At 72.1% G+C, this 15,823-nt stretch carries 12 protein-coding genes and 1 tRNA gene; 9 read left to right on the forward strand and 4 right to left on the reverse strand.

From position 1 onward, the window contains the following. The first annotated feature begins 143 nt into the window (after positions 1–143). From BLW32_RS07965 to BLW32_RS07975, 3 genes are all read left to right on the forward strand, one after another. Complete coding sequence (locus tag BLW32_RS07965; RefSeq protein ID WP_068741173.1) at positions 144–848, forward strand: O-methyltransferase; 705 nt, start codon at positions 144–146, stop codon at positions 846–848. A gap of 20 nt (positions 849–868) precedes the next feature. After that, positions 869–1,279: a DUF6998 domain-containing protein gene (locus BLW32_RS07970; RefSeq protein ID WP_068524631.1), complete on the forward strand. Its 411-nt coding sequence runs from the start codon at positions 869–871 to the stop codon at positions 1,277–1,279. Positions 1,280–1,403: 124 nt separating this feature from the next. Then, the gene (locus tag BLW32_RS07975) at positions 1,404–2,954 is read left to right on the forward strand and encodes an HNH endonuclease signature motif containing protein (protein ID WP_231857343.1); all 1,551 of its coding nucleotides are present in this window, start codon (positions 1,404–1,406) and stop codon (positions 2,952–2,954) included. Between the two features lie 4 nt (positions 2,955–2,958). Here the strand turns inward: BLW32_RS07975 and BLW32_RS07980 are convergent, their stop codons facing one another. The 3 genes from BLW32_RS07980 to BLW32_RS07990 form a co-directional block, all read right to left on the reverse strand. Then, complete coding sequence (locus BLW32_RS07980) at positions 2,959–4,587, reverse strand: FUSC family protein (protein ID WP_068741175.1); 1,629 nt, start codon at positions 4,585–4,587, stop codon at positions 2,959–2,961. Positions 4,588–4,636: 49 nt separating this feature from the next. Then, entirely contained in the window at positions 4,637–4,939 is a 303-nt protein-coding gene (locus BLW32_RS07985; RefSeq protein WP_139286102.1) for a hypothetical protein, read from the reverse strand. 118 nt (positions 4,940–5,057) lie between these two features. After that, a tRNA-Arg gene (locus BLW32_RS07990) sits at positions 5,058–5,130 on the reverse strand. Between the two features lie 76 nt (positions 5,131–5,206). Here BLW32_RS07990 and argS point away from each other — a divergent pair. From argS to rho, 6 genes are all read left to right on the forward strand, one after another. Continuing rightward, a complete protein-coding gene (gene argS / locus BLW32_RS07995) occupies positions 5,207–6,859 on the forward strand; it encodes an arginine--tRNA ligase (protein WP_068741177.1) in 1,653 nt (550 codons plus the stop codon). Further along, positions 6,834–8,246 (forward strand): diaminopimelate decarboxylase, encoded by a 1,413-nt coding sequence (gene lysA / locus BLW32_RS08000; RefSeq protein WP_068741178.1) that lies wholly within the window; start codon positions 6,834–6,836, stop codon positions 8,244–8,246. The genes argS and lysA overlap by 26 nt, the downstream gene beginning before the upstream one ends. Then, a complete protein-coding gene (locus tag BLW32_RS08005; RefSeq protein ID WP_068524637.1) occupies positions 8,246–9,580 on the forward strand; it encodes a homoserine dehydrogenase in 1,335 nt (444 codons plus the stop codon). The genes lysA and BLW32_RS08005 overlap by 1 nt, the downstream gene beginning before the upstream one ends. Next, the gene (gene thrC, locus BLW32_RS08010) at positions 9,573–10,661 is read left to right on the forward strand and encodes a threonine synthase (protein ID WP_068741179.1); all 1,089 of its coding nucleotides are present in this window, start codon (positions 9,573–9,575) and stop codon (positions 10,659–10,661) included. The genes BLW32_RS08005 and thrC overlap by 8 nt, the downstream gene beginning before the upstream one ends. A gap of 8 nt (positions 10,662–10,669) precedes the next feature. Beyond that, a complete protein-coding gene (gene thrB, locus BLW32_RS08015; protein WP_068524639.1) occupies positions 10,670–11,680 on the forward strand; it encodes a homoserine kinase in 1,011 nt (336 codons plus the stop codon). 367 nt (positions 11,681–12,047) lie between these two features. Then, positions 12,048–14,066, forward strand: a complete 2,019-nt coding sequence (rho, locus tag BLW32_RS08020; RefSeq protein WP_068741180.1) for a transcription termination factor Rho — start codon at positions 12,048–12,050, stop codon at positions 14,064–14,066. Between the two features lie 66 nt (positions 14,067–14,132). Here the strand turns inward: rho and BLW32_RS08025 are convergent, their stop codons facing one another. Then, positions 14,133–15,806 carry a serine/threonine-protein kinase gene (locus BLW32_RS08025; protein ID WP_139286104.1) on the reverse strand — a complete coding sequence of 558 codons (1,674 nt, stop codon included), beginning with the start codon at positions 15,804–15,806 and terminating at the stop codon, positions 14,133–14,135. Positions 15,807–15,823 lie beyond the last annotated feature (17 nt).

Here is a 15,823-nt window from a genome sequence, read left to right on the forward strand (position 1 = left end):
CCGGGAGCGGCGTTCCCCACCAGTGGACGCCGTGCTCGTCGGGGACGAGGTGGTCCCGCGTGGACCCGAGTGGCTCGCCGATGCAGCCGCTGGGGAGAGGCGAAATCTTTTTGGGTGAAACCTGATTTCGATACCCTCGGTGCATGGAGAAGCTCGCACCGTCGCCGCTGGATCCACTCGCCGCAGGCGTCGCGAACCGGTTGCACGCACAGAGTAAGAAGCAGATCATCGCCAACGTGCCGGGGCTCGCGCGGCGCATGGCGGTGTCCCTGCTGCGCGAGCGGACCATCGACTTCACGCAGGGCGAGGCGGGCAAGGAGTTCGTGGCCGACAAGCTGGTCGCGATCGCGCCGGCGAAGGCGGCACTGATCCACATGCTGTGCCGGTCGATCGGCGCGACGCGGATCGTGGAGGCCGGCACGTCGTTCGGGGTCTCGACGATCTACCTCGCGGCGGCGGTGCGGGACAACCTCGCCGAGGGCGGGGAGGGCGTGGTCATCGGCACCGAGCACGAACCCGGGAAGGTGCAGCGTGCGCTGCGGAACCTGCGGGAGGCCGGCGTCGCGGAGTACGTCGAGATCCGCGAGGGCGACCTGCGGGAGACCCTCGTCGACCTGGCCGGCCCCATCGACTTCATGCTCGTGGACATCTGGACGCCGATGGCGCTCCCGGCGCTGCGCCTGGTGACGCCGCACCTTCGGCCAGGGGCGCTCGTGGTGTGCGACAACGTCGTCGGTGCCGCCTCCGAGTACCGTGACTACCTCGGGTTCGTCCGCGATCCTGACGGTCCGTTCACCTCGGTGACGGTGCCCGGCAACGGCGGGATGGAGATCTCCCGCAAGCGCTGACCCTCTGCTTGGCTGGGCGCATGGACCGCACCACCGAGCTCGTCGCACAGTTGCATGCCATCACCGCCGAACTCGGCGAGATCCACGGTCGCCGGTTCACGCCGGACGGGCACCTCGTCGGCACGTTGGGGGAGGTGCTGGCGGCGTCGAAGTACGGGCTCACGCTGGCGCCGCCGTCCACCAAGGGGTACGACGCCGTCGACCGCGACGGTCGGAAGGTCGAGATCAAGGCGACCTACGGGACGAGCGTGGCGCTGCGCGCCTCGTCGCACCAGGAGGCCGACGACCTCCTCGTGTTGAGGTTGGACCTGCGCGGTGCGCCCGAACTCGTGTACTACGGGCCGATCGCCCGGGTCGCCGAACGGCCGGTGCAGTCCAACGGCCAGTTCTCCGTGTCGCTCTCGACACTGCGCCGGCTGCGTGCAGAATGAACATTCGAGTGTGTGGTAATAGGTCGAACGTCGCCGTAGGATCGAGGTATCGGTTCAGGGGGTGATCGCGATGAGTGTCATTACGGCAGAAGAGTATCTCGACGCACTCGCGATGTTCGAACAGGTGACGGACCGACTCGCCGCTGCCGATCCCGTGATGCTGTCCTCACAGCAGGTGCTCGACAGCCTTCGCCGGCTGGAGACGGCCGCACGCACGGTTCCATACAGCCAGAACCTCCTGGCCGGGGTCGCCTTCGAGCAGGGGTTGCCCGCGGAGCTCGGCTATACCGGCCTGAAGGAACTCCTCGTCGACCAGTTGCGGCTCGCCGGGGCAGAGGCGCGCGATCGGATGCACGGCGCGCACAACCGCGTGCCGCGCCACGCCCGCGGCTTCGCGCCGGAACCCAGGTACGAACTCATCGCGGAGGCGCAGCGCGAGGGCCGGATCTCCGAGCGGCACGCGACCGCGATGGGGCGCATCCTCGATACCTGCTACCGGCTGAACGGCAGCGATCTGGACGATCTCGAGGAGATCCTCGTGACGGCGGCGGAAAGCGTTCCGCCGGAGGACATCGTGGTGATCGGCAAGCACGCGGTCGCTCTCCTCGATCCCGACGGGGCGGAACCCGACCAGGACCGCATCCGCCGCTCGCGCGAGCTGACCGTGAGCGCCCAGGGCGACGACCTCATGTCCGACATCGGCGGTGCCCTCTCGCCCGAGTGTCGCGCCCTGCTCGACGCAGTGCTGGAGAAGTTCGCTCGCCCGGGTGTCGTGAATCCCGACGATGCTGCGGCTCCCGTCGACCTGGGCGACGCGGACGCGATCCGCGACGCCGCCGCGCGGGACAAGCGCACCGCCGCGCAACGCAACCACGATGCGCTGGCGCACGCGCTGGGCGTGGCGATCGGCTCGGGCGAGCTCGGCAGCCATCGGGGTCTGCCCTGCATCCCGATCATCACCCTGGGGATCGATCAACTGGAATCCGAGACGGGGATCGCGACCACCGCGACGGGCGGCAGGCTCCCCGTCGAGGACGCGCTGCGGATGATGGGAGCCAACCCCAAGTACGTCCTGCTGCTCGACCTCGCCTCGCGCCCGCTGTTCCTCGGCCGCGAGAAGCGTCTCGCCTCCGCGGATCAGCGAATCGCTCTGTACGGCGCCGAGAAGGGCTGCACCGCACCCGGATGCGACGCACCCGCGACCCGGTGCCAGGTCCACCACATCACCGAATGGGCCGACGGGGGCGCCACCGACATCACGGCGCTCACCCTCGCCTGCGACGCCCACCACGGCAAGGTCGTCCCCGACCTCACGGAGAACCCGCGCGGGTGGGAGACGATCACGATCCCGCAGGGCGAGCCGTACGCGGGGCGGACCGGCTGGCGCCGCGGCGCCGACCCCGCCGGCGTCCACCGCGTCAACCACCGGCACCACGCCCGGGAGCTCCACCGCGAGGCGCTCGCGCGCTGGCGTACCCGGTGCGCGCAGTTCCGGGACGCGTGGGCCGAGCAGGATCTTCGTCGCCAATCCGAAGACTCCTCCGCCGACCACGAGGCGATCGCGAGGATCCTCGACGGTCCACACGGCCCGCCGCTCCTCGAGCGCCTGCTCGCCGACCACGATGCCGACACCGCCTGGTGCGCACCGTCGAACGACGATGTCCGCGCGGCCTGAGAAGTCAGAACCGGCCCCGCCAGGCGGCCCCGTCGGGGAGCGGTGCGTCCGGCGCGGCCGTCCAGAACGCGGAGGCGAGGTCGTAGCCGTCGTGCACCAGCGCGGCGCGTGCCGGCCATCGCTCCGCCGTCCACGCGGGCTCGTTGTGCATCGAATCGATGCCCGCGCGCACGCCGCCCTCCAACTCGAAGTGCAGGTGGCGAGCCGCCTCCCGGGCGGGCGGGGCGCTCGCCGGCGCGGCGACGTCGGCGAGTTCGACGGCCGCGCTGCGGATCCGGCGGTCGGTCCAAGCGAAGGTCCGACGGTGCGCGCCCGGGTCCAGCAGGTACATCGCGAGCAGCGCGATCACCACGCCGACCAGCGTCTCCAGCAAGCGGTCGCGGATCACCGGGCCCGCCGCGCCGCCGGTCATGCCGGCCCCGCTCGCCAGCAGGGCGACCGGCGTGATCACCACGACCGCCGCGGCGTAGTTGCGGACGATGAGGATCTCGATGGAGAACTGCAGCACCGCGACCACCGCGATGAGGGCGTAGCCCTGCGGTGCGGCCGCATGCAGCGCCGCGAACAGGACGAGGCCCACCGCGGTGCCCAGGAACCGGTGCAGCGCCCGCACGGTTCCATGGACCCGGTCGACGCCGGTCTGCAGCACCACGAGGGCGCTGATCGCGGCCCAGTGCGGCCGCTCGAATCCGAGGGCGAGGCTCACTCCGCCCGCCACGATGCACGCGACGCCGACCCGGCCCGCGGTGATCGCCGCGTGCGAGGACGGGCTCAGCGAGCGGCGGAGCCGATAGGCGATCGTGGGCCGCAGCCGGGACGTCGTGACCGCGCGCGTCGGATCGGCCTCCGTGTCCGCGTCGTCGGAGGACGCGGCGGCGAAGCGCCGGTTGGCATCCCGGAGGTCGGCCAGCACCGGTGCGTCGGCGGGGCGATCGGCGGCCCGCGCGTCGTCCATCGTCGACCACGCCGCGACCAGGGCGGACCCGGCGGCGTGCCGGCGCTCCGCGGACGGCGGAGCGTCGGAGGCGAGGTAGGCGTTCACCGCACCGATCGCGCGCCCCGCGGCCTCCCGCTGCGGCGCCGACGGGTCGACGAGCGCTCCGGACATCGAGACGAGCACCGACGAGACCGCACCCAGCGCGGCGCCGGCGACCAGCATCGCGGGATCGGCGCCGGACTCCACCGCGATCAACGCGCCCGACCCCACGAGGGCGAAGAACAGCGCGCCCGGCGGGCCGAGGCGCAGGCCGTCGACCACGAAGACGGCGGCGACCGCGGGTAGCACCGTCATCAGCACGGCGCAGGTCTTGAGCACGACGCCGCCCGCGGGCATCGCCCACCCGATCGTCGCCCCGAGGGCCACCGACGCCAGCAGCGCGAGCCCCGCAGCCGCGACCACCTGCGCGCGGACCCGGTAGGCGCGGCCCTCGCCGTACAACACGGCGAAGGCGCCGAACGTCGTGAACAGCGCGGACCCGCCGTGTCCTGCCGCGACGAGCAACGCCCCGGGTATTCCGACCGCGGCCGCCGCCCGCAGGCCGGCGCGCCACCGCCAGACCGGCGCACCGTCGGCGAAGACGAGCGAGCGGACCCGCGCGACGCGGGGCGGGGGATCGGGGAGTGGTTCGGTCACCTATCCATTGGATCACTGTGCCGTCCCGCCGGCATCGCCGGCGCGGGGCTCAGGACACAGGCGGCGGCACGCTGTCGTCGCCGCGCGGGATCGGCAGCCCGGTGGTGCGGTAGGTCTTGTCGTACTCGGCCTTCCAGCGCGGCCAATCCAGATAGGGGCCGCCGCCGAGGCGCCCGCGGTAGCGCCGGTACTGCCCGCGTGCGGTGCGGAGCGTGTTGCGCGACTGCCGTGCGGCGCGGCGCGCCTCGTAGAGCGCGTTCCACAGCTCGCGCTCGGAGAGCGGCCGCGGCGGGTCGGCGAAGATCCGTCGGTTCAGCACGTCGGCTCCAGACGTCGGGGCGACTCGGTCCATCGTGGACAGGATCTTCAGCGTATCGAATTCGCCGCCTGCGATACTGCGCGCACGCGCGTGCGCTCTACGAAATGTGGGAGAGGCCCGCGAGGCAGTGCCTCAGCGGCGCAGATGAAAGTGCCCCCGGCAGGATTCGAACCTGCGGCCTTTCGCTCCGGAGGCGAACGCTCTATCCCCTGAGCTACGGGGGCGCAGGGCGTAGCAAGGTTAGCGCATAGGGCAGGCCCGGCGGAAACCGGGCGGTCAGGCGCACCCTAGGATGGACCGGTGACTCCCGCTGACCTTTCGGAACTCCTGCACGCCACCGCGACCACCGTGCTCACCGAGCGCGGCCTCGACGCTTCCGTGCTGCCCGAACGCGTCATCGTCGAGCGGCCGCGCAACCCCGAGCACGGCGACTACTCGACCAACGTCGCGATGCAGGTGGCCAAGAAGGCCGGCGTCAACCCGCGCGATCTCGCGACCTGGCTCGCCGCGGCGCTCGGCAACGCCGACGGCGTCGACGAGGCCACCGTCGCCGGCCCCGGCTTCCTCAACATCCGCCTCGCCGCGGACGCGCAGAACCAGCTCGTCGCGAGCATCCTTGAGCAGGCCGGCGCGTTCGGGCACGGGACCGCGCTCGACGGTGCGCTCATCAACCTCGAGTTCGTCTCCGCCAACCCGACCGGACCCGTGCACCTGGGCGGCGCCCGCTGGGCCGCGGTCGGCGACAGCCTGGGCCGCGTGCTCGAGGCGCAGGGTGCCGAGGTCACCCGCGAGTACTACTTCAACGACCACGGCGCGCAGATCGATCGCTTCGCCCGCTCGCTCGACGCCGCCGCGCGGAACGAGCCGACGCCCGAGGACGGCTACGCCGGCGACTACATCGGCGAGATCGCGGCCACCGTCGTCGCGGGGCGCCCCGGGATCCTCGACCTCCCCGAGGCCGACCGGATCGAGGCCTTCCGCGCCGACGGCGTCGAGCTCATGTTCGCGCACATCAAGCGCACCCTGCACGAGTTCGGCACCGACTTCGCCGTGTTCACGCACGAGGACGAGATGTTCAGCTCGGGCCTCGTCGAGAGCAGCGTCCAGCAGCTCAAGGACAACGGCAACCTGTACGAGCAGGACGGCGCGTGGTGGCTCAAGGCCACCGACTACGGCGACGACAAGGACCGTGTGGTCATCAAGTCGGACGGCAACGCCGCCTACATCGCGGGCGACATCGCCTACATCAAGCACAAGTTCGATCGCGGCTTCTCCCTCGCGATCTACATGCTCGGCGCCGACCACCACGGCTACATCGGCCGGCTCAAGGCCGCCGCCGCCGCGCTCGGCTACGACCCCGCGCGGATCGAGGTGCTCATCGGCCAGCTGGTGAACCTGGTCAAGGACGGCAAGCCCGTCCGGATGAGCAAGCGCGCCGGCACCGTCATCACCCTCGACGACCTGGTCGAGGCCGTCGGCGTCGACGCTGCGCGCTACTCGCTGGTGCGGAGCTCGGTGGACACCTCCATCGACCTCGACCTCGACCTCCTGGCCCAGGCCAGCAACGAGAACCCCGTGTACTACGTGCAGTACGCGCACGCCCGGCTCTCGGCGATCGCCCGCTCGGCCGCCGAGCTCGGCATCGAGGCGTCGACGGAGCACCTCGGCCTGCTGGACCACGCCCGCGAGGGCGACCTCGTGCGCACCCTCGGGGAGTTCCCCGCGGTGGCCGCGGGTGCCGCGAATCTTCGCGAGCCGCACCGCATCGCGCGCTACCTCGAGGAGCTGGCCGGCGCGTACCACCGCTTCTACGGCGAGTGCCGCGTGCTGCCGCTGGGCGACGAGGAGCCGACCGATCTGCACCGCGCCCGCGTGGCGCTGTGCGCCGCCACCCGCCAGGTGCTCGCGAACGGCCTGGCGCTCGTGGGTGTTTCGGCACCCGACCGGATGTGAGAGGCCACCACTCGTGAGTGAACTGGACCGGGCCGTCTGGCCCGCCCACGCGCGCCGGGAGGCCGACGGTGCCGTCTCCGTCGCCGGGGTGCCCGTCAGCGCGCTCGCGGCCGAGTTCGGCACGCCGCTGCTCGTGATCGACGAGGACGACTTCCGCGCCCGCTGCCGCGGCATGCGGGAGGCCTTCGGCGAGGACGCCGCGGTGCACTACGCCTCGAAGGCGTTCCTGTCCATGGAGATCGCCCGTTGGGTGCGCGACGAGGGGCTGAACCTCGACGTGTGCAGCGGCGGCGAGCTCGCCGTGGCGCTGCGCGCCGGCTTCCCCGCGGAGCGGATCGCGCTGCACGGCAACAACAAGTCGGTCGCCGAGCTCGACTACGCCGTCGAGTCCGGCATCGGCCACGTCGTGGTGGACTCGCTCTCCGAGATCGCGCGGCTCGACGCCGTCGCGGGGGAGCGGAACGCGGTGCAGGAGGTGCTGATCCGCCTCACGCCCGGCGTCGAGGCGCACACCCACGAGTTCATCTCCACCGCGCACGAGGACCAGAAGTTCGGCTTCTCCTTGGCCTCGAACGGGTCCGATTCCCCGGCGATGAAGGCGGTCGCCGCCGTGTTCGCCGCCGACAACCTGCGCCTGGTGGGCCTGCACAGCCACATCGGCTCGCAGATCTTCGACGTCAACGGCTTCGAGATCGCCGCCCGCCGCGTGCTGGAGCTGCTGCGCGACGTGGTCGCCCGCTTCGGCGCGGAGAAGACCGCGCAGCTGGGCACCATCGACCTCGGTGGCGGGCTGGGCATCTCCTACACCTCGCACGACGACCCGCCGCCCGTCGCGGATCTCGCGGCCAAGCTGCGGCACATCGTCGAGACCGAGTCCGCCGCGCTGGGGTTGGCGACGCCGCATCTGGCCGTCGAGCCGGGCCGCGCCATCGCCGGGCCGCCCGGGATCACGCTGTACGAAGTGGGCACCATCAAGGACGTCGCGGTCGACGCCGCCTCCGCGTCGGACGGGGCCGCGGCGCAGGGGTTCCGGCGCTACGTCTCCGTCGACGGCGGCATGAGCGACAACATCCGCACGGCCCTGTACGGCGCGGAGTACACCGCCGTCGTGGCGAGCCGCGACCCGCAGGGCGCGCCCGTGCTGTCCCGCATCGTCGGGAAGCACTGCGAGACCGGCGACATCGTGGTGCGCGACACCGTCACCCCCGGCGACCTGGCGGAGGGCGACCTCCTGGCCGTCGCCGCCACGGGGGCCTACTGCTATTCGATGTCCAGCCGCTACAACATGCAGCCGCGACCCGCGGTGGTGGCGGTCAAGGACGGCGCGGCGCGGCTCATCCTGCGCCGGGAGACCGTGGACGACCTGGTGAGCCTGGAGGTGCTCTGATGACCGAATCCGCACAGCAGAGGGAACTGGGCGTCGCCCTCCTCGGCATGGGCACCGTGGGCACCGAGGTGGCGCGCATTCTCGTGGAGAACGCCGACGACCTCGCGGCGCGCGTCGGCGCGAACCTCGTCATCCGCGGGATCGCCGTGCGCGACACCGGCAAGGACCGCGGCCTGAAGGCCCTCGGCCTGAAGAAGAGCCTGCTCACCGACGACGCGGAGGCGCTCGTCGGCCGCGACGACGTCGACATCGTGGTCGAGGTGATGGGCGGCATCGAGCCCACCCGCTCGCTCATGCTCAGCGCCTTCAAGGCCGGCAAGTCGGTGGTCACCGCGAACAAGGCGCTGCTCGCCGAGTACACCGGCCAGCTCGCCGACGCCGCCAACAAGGCCCGCGCCGACCTGTACTTCGAGGCGGCCGTGGCCGGCGCGATCCCCGTGATCCGCCCGCTGCAGCAGTCCCTCGCGGGTGACAGCGTGGAGCTGGTGGCGGGCATCGTCAACGGCACCACCAACTTCATCCTCTCCAACATGGCGGAGAAGGGCGAGGCCTACGAGACCGTGCTCGCCGAGGCGGGCCGCCTGGGCTACGCCGAGGCGGACCCGACCGCCGACGTCGAGGGCTACGACGCCGCGTCGAAGGCCGCGATCCTCGCGTCGATCGCGTTCCACACGCGCGTCAAGGCCGACGACGTCCACCGCGAGGGCATCACCGGCGTCACCGCCGCCGACATCGAGGCCGCCAAGGCCTTCGACTGCACCATCAAGCTGCTCGCGATCTGCGAGAAGTTCACCGATGCCGAAGGTGCACAGCGGGTCTCGGCGCGCGTCTACCCGGCGCTGGTGCCCGTCAAGCATCCCCTCGCCAGCGTCGACGGCGCCTACAACGCCGTCTTCGTGGAGGCCGAGAACGCCGGCCGCCTCATGTTCTACGGCGCCGGCGCGGGCGGCGCCCCCACCGCGTCCGCCGTCATGGGCGACCTCGTCGCCGCGGCCCGCAACAAGGTCGTCTCCGGCCGCGGACCGCGCGACTCGGCGTACGCCAAGCTGCCCATCGCGCCGATCGGCGAGGTGCTCACCCGCTACTACGTGGCGATGGAGGTGGCGGACCGTCCCGGCGTGCTCAGCGCCGTCGCGAACGAGTTCTCGGCGCGGAGCGTGTCCATCAGCACGGTCCGCCAGCAGGCCGACACCCCGGACCAGGGCGCGCGGCTCGTGATCCTCACCCACAAGGCACCGGACGCGGCCCTCTCGGCCACCGTCGAGGCCCTGAAGAACCTGGACGTGGTGACCGCCGTGTCCTCCGTGCTCCGTCTGGAGGGAACCAATGACTGACGCCGTGCACCAGCCCTGGCCCGGGCTGATCGAGGCCTACCGGCACCGTCTGCCCGTGTGCGACACGTGGGAGCCCGGCTGGGCGCCCGTGACCCTCCGCGAGGGCGCGACCCCGCTGCTGCCCGCCACGGCGCTCTCCGAGCTCACCGGCTGCGACGTGCACCTCAAGGTCGAGGGCCTCAACCCCACCGGTTCCTTCAAAGACCGGGGCATGACCATGGCCGTCACCGAGGCCAAGGCCACCGGCAAGAAGGGCGTGCTCTGCGCGTCCACCGGCAACACGTCCGCCTCCGCCGCGGCCTACGCCGCCATCGCCGGCATCGAGTGCGCCGTGCTGGTGCCCGCGGGGAAGATCGCCATGGGCAAGCTGGCCCAGGCCGTCATGTACGGCGCCACGATCATCGAGGTCGACGGCAACTTCGACGACTGCCTCGAGCTGGCCCGCAAGACCACCGCCACGTTCGACACGATCGCCCTGGTCAACTCGGTGAACCCGGTGCGCATCGAGGGCCAGAAGACCGCGGCCTTCGAGATCGTCGACGCGCTCGGCAAGGCGCCCGACGTGCACGCGCTCCCCGTCGGCAACGCCGGCAACATCACCGCCTACTGGCGCGGCTACAGCGAGTACTTCGCCGACGGGATCAGCGGATCGCGCCCGCGGATGCTCGGCGTGCAGGCCGCCGGCGCCGCGCCGTTGGTCAACGGCGCCCCGGTCAAGGACCCCGAGACCATCGCCACCGCCATCCGCATCGGCAGCCCCGCCTCCTGGAACCAGGCCGTCGCCGCCAAGGACGAGTCGAACGGCCAGTTCCGCGCCGCGACCGACGAGAAGCTGCTCGAGGCCTACCGCCTCATCGCCAAGACCGAGGGCGTCTTCGTCGAGCCCGCGTCGGCCGCGTCCGTCGCCGGCCTGCTCGCCGCCACCGCGGACGGCTGGATCGAGAAGGGCTCCACCGTGGTCTGCACCGTGACCGGCAACGGCCTCAAGGACCCCGACACGGCGCTGAGCAGCCTGCCCGAGATCGCGCGCGTCGGCATCGACCCCGTCGCCGTCGCCTCCGCCATGGGCCTGACGGAGTAGCCGCGGCCGTGTCACCCGCCTCGAACGCCCCGCTCGTCCTGCCCGTCGGCCTGAAGGCCACCGTGACCGTCCCGGCGTCCAGCGCCAACCTCGGCCCCGGCTTCGACACCCTCGGCCTCGCGCTGGGGCTCTACGACGACGTCACCGTCGAGACCGTGGACCCCGAAACCGACGGTGACCTGACCGTCGCGATCACGGGGGAGGGCGCCGACGAAGTGCCGACGGACGACCGTCACCTCGTGGTCGTCGCGCTGCGCCGGACCCTCACCCACCTCGGCGTCACCGCGCCCGGGCTGCGCCTGACCTGCGTCAACCGCATCCCGCACTCGCGCGGGCTCGGCTCCTCGGCCGCCGCGGCCGTCGCCGGGATCGCGGCCGCCGCCGCCCTGGCCGCCGACGCCGACGCGCCCCGCGGGCTCACCACCGACGAGATGGTCCAGCTGGCCTCCGAGTTCGAGGGGCACCCGGACAACGCCTCCGCGAGCGTGCTCGGCGGCGCGGTCGTGTCCTGGACCGTGCCCGCGGTGCCCGTCCCCGACGTGGCCGGCTACCGCGACCACGCCGCGGCGAGCGCGGCACCGTCGGCGCCCCTGCACTACGGGGCGCGCCGCGTGGACGTGCACCCCGACATCCGGGCCTACGCCTTCGTCCCCGATGTGCAGTCCTCCACCTCGGTGACCCGCGGCATGCTGCCTCGGCTAGTGCCCCACGCCGACGCCGCGTTCAACGCCTCGCGCGCCGCGCTCATGGTGCTCGCGCTCACCGCGCACCCGGACCTGCTGCTCGACGCCACCGAGGACCGGCTGCACCAGCGGTACCGGGCCGCGTCGATGAAGGAGTCGTCCGCGCTGGTCGAGCGGTTGCGCGCCGCCGGTGTGGCCGCCGCGATCTCCGGCGCCGGGCCGACCGTCCTGGCCCTGACCCCGCAGGCGCTGCCCACGCGCCTCGCCGACGCCGCCACCGAGGCCGGCTTCACCGTGCGGGAACTGCCCGTGGCCGACGGGGTCGTCCGCAGCTGATCCGCACGCGGCGCGTGCGGGATGTGTGCGCGGATGGGGAAACCCGGGGGCGGTGATTGCCGGGCGCCGGGACCCGCGCTATCATGGCAATAGTGTCCGACGAATGAGCGGACGCTACTTCGGCACTTAGCCATTTCCACGCCCATCAGCAACCAGCTTCGGACGTGGTGGCGCGCCGGTCTCCACATCAGGCCGAGACATCCATGCCCCCGCCGGAAACGCGGGCCCGGCAGCCGAAGCGCATACAAGCACCTTCGTCATTCGTGCGTCGCCCGCGAAAGCACCTGTGTATCACCGCAGGACAGCCCGGCGAGCACGGTAGGCCCCTGCTCTCGCGCTGCGCGAGGAGGGAATTGAAAGGAACTCCGTGACCGAAACGGACGTGACCACCAGCCCGGAGACGGCCACCGCCACGGTCAGCACCACGCGGGCCGACGAGCGGCGTCGCTCGGGCCTCAACGGCATGGTGCTGGCCGAGCTGCGAGGAATCGCGAGCGAGCTGGGGATCAAGGGCGTCTCCGGCCTCCGCAAGGGCGATCTCATCGCCGCGATCAACGACCACGGCGGCGCCGGCGCCAAGGCCGCGCCCAAGGCGGCCAAGGCCGACGCGCCGAAGAGCGAGGCCCCGAAGGCCGACGCTCCCAAGGGCGACGCTCCGAAGGCCGAGGCGCCCAAGGGCGACGCTCCGAAGAGCGAGGCGCCCAAGGGCGACGCCCCCACGAGCGACGCGCCCAAGGCCGACGCCCCCAAGGCCGGCGCCCCCGCGGCCGAGGCCGAAGCGCCCAAGACCGAGGGCCGCCAGGCCCGCGCGCCTCGGGGTGAGAGGGCCGCCAAGGCGGACCGCGCACCGTCGGACAACGGCGACGCGAGCGCCCAGGCCGACGCGCCCCAGGGCGACGCCCCGAAGACCGAGGGCGACCAGGGCCAGCAGCAGGGCCAGCGCCGCGAGCGCAACCAGCGCCGCAACCAGAACCAGGACGGCGAGAACCGCCAGCAGGGCGATCGCCAGCAGGGCGACCGCCAGCGGAATCAGGGCAACAACCAGGGCGGCCAGGGCCAGGGCAACCGGAACCAGAACAACGGCCCGGACGACGACGGTGAGGGCACGGGGCGCCGCGGGCGCCGCTTCCGCGAGCGCCGCCGCGGCCGCGACCGGGGCCAGAACGACAGCGAGCCGCAGGTCAGCGAGGACGACGTCCTGCAGCCCGTGGCCGGCATCCTCGACGTGCTCGACAACTACGCCTTCGTGCGCACGTCGGGCTACATCGCCGGGCCGAACGACGTCTACGTGTCGATGAACATGATCCGCCGCAACGGCCTGCGCCGCGGCGACGCGATCACCGGCGCCGTGAAGATGCCCCGCGACGGCGAGGGCAACAACGACGGCGGCGGCAACCAGGGCGGCGGGGGCGGCCGCGGCAACCAGAACAACCGGCAGAAGTTCAACCCGCTGGTGCGGTTGGACTCGGTCAACGGCCAGGACGTCGATTCGGCGAAGAACCGGCCCGAGTTCAACAAGCTCACGCCGCTCTACCCGAACCAGCGGCTGCGCCTCGAGACCGCGCAGAACATCCTCACCACCCGCGTGATCGACCTGATCATGCCCATCGGCAAGGGGCAGCGCGCGCTGATCTCCGCCCCGCCGAAGGCCGGTAAGACCACGGTGCTGCAGGACATCGCCAACGCGATCGCCACCAACAACCCCGAGTGCTACCTCATGGTCGTGCTGGTGGACGAGCGGCCCGAAGAGGTCACCGACATGCAGCGCAGCGTGCGCGGTGAGGTCATCAGCTCCACCTTCGACCGGCCCCCGTCAGACCACACGTCCGTCGCCGAGCTGGCCATCGAGCGGGCCAAGCGCCTCGTCGAGGGCGGCAAGGACGTCGTGGTGCTGCTCGACTCGATCACCCGCCTGGGCCGCGCCTACAACAACTCGAGCCCAGCGTCGGGCCGCATCCTCTCCGGCGGTATCGATTCGACGGCCCTGTACCCGCCGAAGCGGTTCCTCGGCGCGGCGCGCAACATCGAGAACGGCGGCTCGCTGACGATCATCGCCACGGCGCTGGTCGAGACCGGCTCCACCGGTGACACCGTGATCTTCGAGGAGTTCAAGGGCACGGGCAACGCCGAGCTCAAGCTGGACCGCAAGATCTCCGAGCGGCGCGTCTTCCCGGCGGTCGACGTCGCGGCGTCGAACACCCGTAAGGACGAGCTCATCATGGCCCCCGACGAGGCGGCCGTGGTGAACAAGCTGCGCCGCCTGCTGGCCGCGCTGGACAGCCAGCAGGCCATCGACCTGCTGATCAGCCAGCTCAAGAAGACGCAGAACAACATCGAGTTCCTCATGACCGTGCAGAAGAACAGCGGTTTCGGCGACAACGACTGACGCCGGCGAGGCCGACGACGGCGCCCCACTCCCTCGGGAGTGGGGCGCCGTTCGCCTGTGCGGGGACTACTGCGGCAGGTACTGCGTGATGGCCGCGGCGATCTCGGCGCCGCGGTTGCAGTCGCGGTTGCCGACCTTCTGCAAGCCGATGTAGAGCACGCCGTTCGACAGCGACTTGTACGCGGTGATGCAGTAGTCCGGCGTCGAGGTGTTGGTGCTCGGCACCGTGAAGGAGCGCCACTTCGTCGATCCGGAGACGGAGACGGGCGTCCCCGTCTCCCACGAGTTCGACGTGACGAAGGTCGCGAACTTCACGTCCGCGTTGCTGGCCTTCGAATCGGAGCCCTTGCACGCGTATTTCGCGCCGGCCTCCGTCGACCGCTGGCCAGGGTCGTCCGCGAGCGGGCTGATCCCCAGGGCCGTGATCGCGGACACCGGCAGCAGGCACGGGTCGATGTAGCCGTCCCGCACCGTCGACAGGTTGTTCGCGGGCGTCGTGGTGCTGGTCGTGACGGGTGCGCTGCTCCTACTCGTCGGCGAGGCGACGGCCTCGTCGGAGCTCGTGCTGAACACCAGGATCGAGATCGCGGCCACCGCCACGACCGCGACCGCGGCGATCGCGCCGACCACGACGCCCTTCCTCGTGCCGCCCTGCTGCGGCGCCGGCCCGGCCAGGCCCACCGGCCCGCCCTGCCACGTGCCCTGCGGGCCCGGGACCTGGCCGGTCGAGTTGGAGATCGGGCCCGACGGCCGGGCGAACGGCTGCGAAGGCGCGCCCTGGAACGGCGGGGGAGTCGCCGGGCGGAAGCCCGCGCCGGGCGGCGGCGTCGCGACCCGCGCCGTCGGGTTCGACGGTGCCTGCCCCTGCTGCGGATAGGCGCCCGCCGCCGCGGCGTGCAGGGCCTGCGCGAAGTCGTGGCAGGTCGCGTACCGCTGCTGCGGCGACTTCGCCATCGCCCGCGCGATCACCGCGTCGATCGCGGGCGACAGGCCCGGGCGCTGCCGCGACGGCGCCGGCGGCGGCGCCATCAGGTGGTCGCGGATCACGGCGGTCCCGCTGCTCGCGCCGTAGGGCTTCGCGCCGGTGAGCAGCTGCACCGTCGTGCCGGCGAGGCTGTACTGGTCGCTGCGGCCGTCGACGGGGTCGCCGCTGAGCTGCTCCGGCGAGGCGTAGTCGAGGGTGCCGACCACCATGCCGACGGAGGTGAGATCGCTGTGCTCCTGCTGCTGGCGCGCGATGCCGAAGTCGCCGAGCATGACGCGCGGCGACGACCCGGTGGTGTCGATCATGATGTTGCCCGGCTTGACGTCGCGGTGCAGCAGGCCCTGGGTGTGCGCGTAGTCCAGCGCCGCGGCCACCGCGTCGACGATGGTCAGCACCTGGTCGACGGGCAGGCCGCTCGGGTTGCTCGCGAGCAGCGCCGCGGCGTCCCGGCCCGGGACCAGCTTCATCGACATCCACAGCCGGCCGTCGTCGTTGCCGCGGTCGTACACCGGGACGATGTTCGGGTGGTCGAGCCGCGCGGCCATGTCGGCCTCGCGCTCGAACCGAGCCCGGTACGTGGGGTCGTGGGAGAAGGCGGTGGGGAGCACCTTCAGGGCGTCCACGCGCGGCAGCCGCGGGTGCCGCGCCGCGTAGACCGCGCCCATGCCGCCCGCGCCCAGCAGGCGCTCCACGACGTACCCGCCGATCACGGTCCCGGCGGGCTCCACCGCAGGTCCATTGGCTGACTCGTTCACGTCTTCACTCCCGGATT

Source organism: Tsukamurella tyrosinosolvens (assembly GCF_900104775.1).
GTDB lineage: Bacteria > Actinomycetota > Actinomycetes > Mycobacteriales > Mycobacteriaceae > Tsukamurella > Tsukamurella tyrosinosolvens.